Annotated in this window: 5 protein-coding genes; 2 read left to right on the top strand and 3 right to left on the bottom strand. The window is 69.6% G+C overall.

The annotated features are described in order from the left end of the window. Positions 1–2,301 (bottom strand): penicillin acylase family protein (locus H0W38_RS15815; RefSeq protein WP_292455800.1); only part of this gene is annotated, 2,301 nt, incomplete at its 3' end. An 84-nt stretch (positions 2,302–2,385) separates the two neighbouring features. Continuing rightward, on the bottom strand, positions 2,386–2,895 hold the full coding sequence (locus H0W38_RS15820; RefSeq protein WP_292455802.1) for a DUF1993 family protein: 510 nt from the start codon (positions 2,893–2,895) through the stop codon (positions 2,386–2,388). Positions 2,896–3,007: 112 nt separating this feature from the next. Here H0W38_RS15820 and H0W38_RS15825 point away from each other — a divergent pair, with 112 nt between their 5' ends. Further along, positions 3,008–4,018, top strand: coding sequence for a D-2-hydroxyacid dehydrogenase family protein (locus tag H0W38_RS15825; protein ID WP_292455805.1), 1,011 nt, complete (start codon positions 3,008–3,010; stop codon positions 4,016–4,018). Between the two features lies 1 nt (position 4,019). After that, the gene (locus H0W38_RS15830; RefSeq protein WP_292455808.1) at positions 4,020–5,264 is read left to right on the top strand and encodes an MFS transporter; all 1,245 of its coding nucleotides are present in this window, start codon (positions 4,020–4,022) and stop codon (positions 5,262–5,264) included. A 41-nt stretch (positions 5,265–5,305) separates the two neighbouring features. Here H0W38_RS15830 and H0W38_RS15835 read toward each other — a convergent pair. Beyond that, on the bottom strand, positions 5,306–5,408 hold a 103-nt coding region (locus tag H0W38_RS15835; RefSeq protein ID WP_292455811.1), incomplete at its 5' end, for a uracil phosphoribosyltransferase.

Below are 5,408 nucleotides of genomic sequence, written 5' to 3' on the forward strand. Positions count from 1 at the left end.
GAGACAGGACTTGGCCCGATCACCCAGGTCGTAGAGCGCGCGCAGGCCCGGGCCGTGCTCGTCGAGATAGAGCTCGCCGGTGACGGCGTCGGGGCGCAGGCCCACGCGCGAAACGTTGACGGTATGGGTGTCGCCGCCCACCGGCGTGCGCAGCTCGAACCAGCGCGACAGCGCAGGCACCTGGCTGAACGGGCGGTGCTCGGCGCGCGCGATGTGTGCGTCGCCCCAGCGCCAGGCGGAAAGATCGGCACCGAAGCGCGCCTGCAACTCGTCGAGCGCCCGGTCTAGGGCCGCGTCGATTTGCTCGGTGCAGTTTTCGCGGCCGGGCGTGCGGCGATCGTCGCACCAGTAGCCGTCGTCGCGGCTCAGTACCGCTTCGAGGCCTTCGCGAAAACTCCGCTTGGCGAGCTCGCGATCAAACAGCGCCGGCCCCAGATCGTCGGCGAACACACCGTGCGTGAGCTGCCGAAGCCAGGCCCACAGCACGAGCGGCTCCGTTCGATCGGCGGCCATGGTGCCGTCGAAAGTGGCGAGCTCGCGCTGCACCTGCTCGGCCAGCGGATGGCCCGATTGCGCCCGGCGCAGCACCGGCAGGAGGGTCAGCGCGGCGGGCGACAACACGTCGGCCTGGATCGCCGCCAGGCTGTCCAGGCTGTGCAAGGGGCGCACGTCGAGCAGCCGCTCGATGCGCTGCTGCCGGTATGGCCACGCCCATTCGCTGGTGATGAAGTGCGGGTATTGCGGGCCATGGATACGCTGGTTGGCCGTGGCAATCCAGCCGCGTGCGGGCTCACGTTCGCGCGGCGTCTCGCCGGCCGGCACGAAGCCGGCCCAGTCGTACCGGGAATCCCAACCGGGCGCCGGGCTCAGGCCCTTGAGGTCGTTGTCGGGGCGGCGCAGCGGCACGCGGCCCGCGGCGACCATGGCGATGCGTTCGGCGTCGGCGACCAGGATGTTCTGCATGGGCGCGACGTAGGCGGCCGAGGCCTGGATCAACTCGTCGACCGAGCGCGCCCGGTTGAAGGCCAGGCCGGCATCGAGCGTGCTGGAAGCATCGGTGTCGAGGGCCGTCCAGCGCAGCGCAATCGCGTAGAGCGCCGCGCCGGGCGTGCCCGTGAGCCCTTCGGTCGGGCCGCCAGCATCGGAGATCACCGGGCCGTGACGGCTTCGCCGCGCGGTGAAGCTCACATCGGCGGCGCCCTTGACCTTGATCGTCTCGCGCACGCGCTCGAAGCGGGCCCAGCTCTCGGGGGTCTCGTAGCGATTCTCGTTGCGCTCGTCCACGCGCTCGAGGTAGAGATCCTGCACGTCGGGTCCCGTGTTGGTGAAGCCCCAGGCGACGTGCTCGTTCTGACCCAGCACCACCAGCGGCAGCCCGGGCATGGTGGCGCCGGCCACCCGGAGCCCCGGCGCCTCGAGCCGCGCGAAGTACCACAGCGCGGGCGCGCTGAGCTTGAGGTGCGGATCGTTTGCCAGCAGCGGCTGGCCGGTCACGCTGCGCGAGCCGGCCACCGCCCAGCTGTTGGAACCCGTGCCTTCGACACCCCCCTCGATCTGCCACGGCAGCGGTTCGGCCACCGCAGTGTCGCGAACCGCCATGGCCTTCGGGCCGGCCACGCCGAGGTGCCGGTACAGCGCCGCATAGTCACTGGTGGCCAGCGGCTCATCGCCCGGATACGGCGGCAGCAGCTGCTGGATGCGCTCGACCGGCATATTCAGCGCCAGCCGCATGCGCAGCAACTCGCTGCCCGAGTTGCCGCCCATGTCCCAGGCCATCAAGATCGACCACGCCAGGCTGTCGACCGGGCTCCAGGCCTCGGGCTTCAGGCCGAGCAGCAGAAACTCGGGAGGAAGCGCCCTCACATGGTCGGCCAAATAGGCGTTGATGCCGGCGGCATAGGCATTCAGCATGGCGCGCACGGCAGGGCTCGCCTGCGCCCACTGCTGCTCCGCGCTGCGGCGCACGCCGAGCGCACGCAGGAACTTGTCGGCCTCGAGCGCGGGCGGGCCGAAAGCCTCGGCCAGCCGTCCGGCACCCGTGCGCTTGTGCGTGTCCAACTGCCAGAGCCGGTCCTGCGCATGGGCGAAGCCGAGCCCGAACCAGGCGTCCTCGGCGGAGCGGGCGCGAATGGTCGGGATGCCGTGCCGGTCGCGCTCGATCGTGAGGCCTTCGTGCAAGCCGCTCACCACCAGGCGGCCCTCGGTGACCGGCAAGGCGAGGTGCCGGTACACGGCAAACGCCGCCGCCGCGGCCAGCAACAGCCCCAGCAGCGAGGCCAGGCCCCACTTGATCCACTTCATACAGAGAGGCTAGCGGCCGCAGCCGCCGAGCGCATCGGTGTTGGTGCGGAGCTTCTCTTCCGTGCCCAAACGACTGCGCGCGCCCTACTGCCCTCGCAGATAGTCGCTCTTGCCCAACTCCACGCCGTTGTGGCGCAGTAGCGCGTAGGCGGTGGTGATGTGGAAATAGAAGTTGGGCAGCGCGAAGTGCATCAGGTACTGCTCGCCGGTGAACTGCAGCGGGTCGCCGACGCGCCGCGGCACGGTGACCAACTTGGCTTCGCTGCCGTCGACCTTGTCGCGCGGCACCGATTTGAGGTAGGCCACGGTGGCGCCGATGCGCTGCTGCAATGCCGCCATGGTCGTCTCGCTGTCGTCGAAGCTGGGAGCAACGCCTTCGGCCAGCCGGGCCACGCCGAACTTGGCGCTGTCGCATGCGATCTGCACCTGGCGCAGCAGCGGCAGCATGTCGGGCGCCAGGCGAGCGGCGAGCAGCGCCTCAGGATCGGCCTGCTGCGCCTGCGCGTGCGCTACCGCCTTGTCGAGCCACTTCGAAAGGTTGCCGAGCATCGTGAGGTAAACCGGCACGCTGGCCGAATGCATGGAAATCGTCATTGCGCTTCTCCTTCAAGGGCCGGCGGGATGCTACCGGTTGCGCCAGGGCGCCGGCTCGGCATGCACAATCGAGAGCCATCGCGCCACCACGGCGCGACCCCTGCCCTGCCCCATGAACATCATCATCCTGGACGACTATCAGGACGCGGTTCGCAAACTGCCCTGTGCCACCAAGCTCGACGGCTGCAATGCCAAGGTCTTCACCAACACCGTCAAAGGCATCGGCCAGTTGTCGGTGCGGCTCAAGGATGCAGAGGTGCTGGTGCCGATTCGCGAACGCACGCAGTTTCCGCGCCAGTTGCTCGAGAAGCTGCCCAAGCTCAGGTTGATCGCCCAGACCGGCCGCGTCGGGCCGCACATTGACCTGGAGGCCTGCACGAGGCTGGGCATCGCGGTGAGCGAAGGCCCGAGTTCGCCGGTGGCGGCGGCCGAGCTGACCTGGGCTTTGATCATGGCGGCAATGCGCCGGCTGCCGCAGTACATCGGCACGCTCAAGCACGGTGCGTGGCAGCAGTCGGGGCTCAAGCAGGCTTCGATGCCGCCGAACTTCGCACTGGGCACCAGCCTGGCCGGCAAGACGCTGGGCATCCTCGGCTACGGCCGCATCGGCCAGCTCGTGGCCGGCTACGGACGCGCCTTCGGGATGCAGGTGATGGTCTGGGGCAGCGAGGCTTCGCGCGGCAAGGCGCAGGCCGAGGGTTGTGTTTCTGCCACGTCGCGCGAGGCCCTGTTCGAGGTCAGCGACGTGCTTTCGGTGCACCTGCGGTTGGCCGAAACCACGCGCGGCGGCATCGCGCTCGAGGACCTGCAGCGAATGAAGCCCACGGCGCTGTTCGTCAACACCTCGCGCGCCGAACTTCTGCAGGAAGGTGCACTGGTCTCCGCCCTCAATCGCGGCCGCCCGGGCATGGCGGCGATCGATGTGTTCGACAGCGAGCCGATCCTGCAGGGCCACCCCCTGCTGCGGCTGGAGAACGCGGTGTGCACGCCGCACATCGGCTATGTCGAGCTCGACAGCTACGAGGCCTACTTCAGTGCCGCCTTCGACAGCGTGGTGAGCTATATCGCAGGCACGCCGATCAATATCGTCAACCCCGAGGCGCTGCGGGTCATGCGTGGCTGAAATGCCCGGCGGCCTCCAAGCGAAGGCCGCCGAGGATGCCGCGCTGGCGTTACCGCCCGCCGACACGCTGCGCGGCGCCCGCTGGGCGCTCATGTTCGGCAACTTCGTCATCGGCTGCGGCGTCATGGTCGTGGCCGGTTCGCTCAATGACCTGACGCGTTCGCTCGAGGTCAGCGTGGCGCTCGGCGGCCAGCTGATCGCCATCGCCGCGGTCGTGATGTGCGTCGGCGCGCCCTTGCTCGCGGCCGTCGTCGGCGGCTGGGACCGCCGGCGGCTGCTGACCTTGACGCTGGTCTGGTATGCGCTCGGCCACGCCGCTTCGGCGCTGATGCCCAGCTACGCGGCGCTGACACCGGTGCGGGGGCTGACCGTGCTGGCGGCCGCCGTGTTCACCCCGCAGGCCGCTGCAGCGATCGGCTGGCTGGCGCCGCCGGCGCAACGCGGCCGCGCCATCACCTTCATCTTCCTGGGCTGGTCGGTCGCTTCGGTGTTCGGCATGCCGCTGCACAGCTTCATCGGCGAATCGGTCGGCTGGCGCTGGGCCTTTGCCCTCGTCGCGCTGCTGGCTGCGAGTGGTGCGGTATGGGTGTGGCGCGTCATGCCCGACGGTGTGCGGCCACCGGCCATGAATCTGCGCGCGTGGGGCGGGGTGCTGACGCATCCGGTGCTGATGGCCATCGTGGCCGTCACGGCCTTGTCGGCGGCCGGCCAGTTCACGGTGTTCACCTACTTTGCGCCTTACTACAAGGAAGCGCTGGGCGCCGGAGCCACCGAGATCAGCCTGCTGTTCGCCTGGTTCGGCGCCTTCGGCCTGGCCGGCAATGTACTGTTCTCGCGCCATGTGGACCGCATCGGAGCGGCGCGTGCGGTCCCGGTGCTGCTCGGCGCGGTCGCGCTTTCGCTGCTGCTCTGGCCCCTGGCCGACGGCTATGTGTCGATGGCTTGCGTGGTGGTGCCGTGGGCCTTCAGCATCTTCGCGGCCAATTCGGCGCAGCAGGTGCGCCTCGGCCAAGCGGCGCCGGCGCAAGCATCTGCCTTGATGGCGCTCAACACCTCGGCCATCTACCTCGGGCAGGCGGTGGGTGCGGCCGGCGGCGGCGCCATGGTCGCCGCTCAGGCGGCAGCGGGTTCTCAGGGGCACGAGCTCTATGCGGGGCTGCATTGGGTGGGACTGGCCTGGGTGATCGCTGCACTGCTGCTCAGCGCGTGGGCCGAACGGCGCCTGCATCGCACCGGCATGGCTTGAGCGGCCGGCAGGCTGCTCGACGGGGCGGGCACCCTGTCCCGTCAGCCCCGGGTGCCGAAGATCTTGTCGCCGGCGTCGCCCAAGCCCGGGATGATGTAGCCGTGTTCGTCGAGGTGGCTGTCGATGGCCGCCGTCCAGCAGCGC

It is taken from the genome of Methylibium sp. (genome assembly GCF_013817365.1).
Classification (GTDB): Bacteria; Pseudomonadota; Gammaproteobacteria; order Burkholderiales; family Burkholderiaceae_C; genus Methylibium.

Excerpts from the sequence above, each read along its gene's own strand:
- H0W38_RS15820 (WP_292455802.1), bottom strand. The coding sequence starts at position 2,895 with ATGACGATTTCCATGCATTCGGCCAGCGTGCCGGTTTACCTCACGATG.
- H0W38_RS15825 (WP_292455805.1), top strand. The coding sequence starts at position 3,008 with ATGAACATCATCATCCTGGACGACTATCAGGACGCGGTTCGCAAACTG.
- H0W38_RS15830 (WP_292455808.1), top strand. The coding sequence starts at position 4,020 with ATGCCCGGCGGCCTCCAAGCGAAGGCCGCCGAGGATGCCGCGCTGGCG.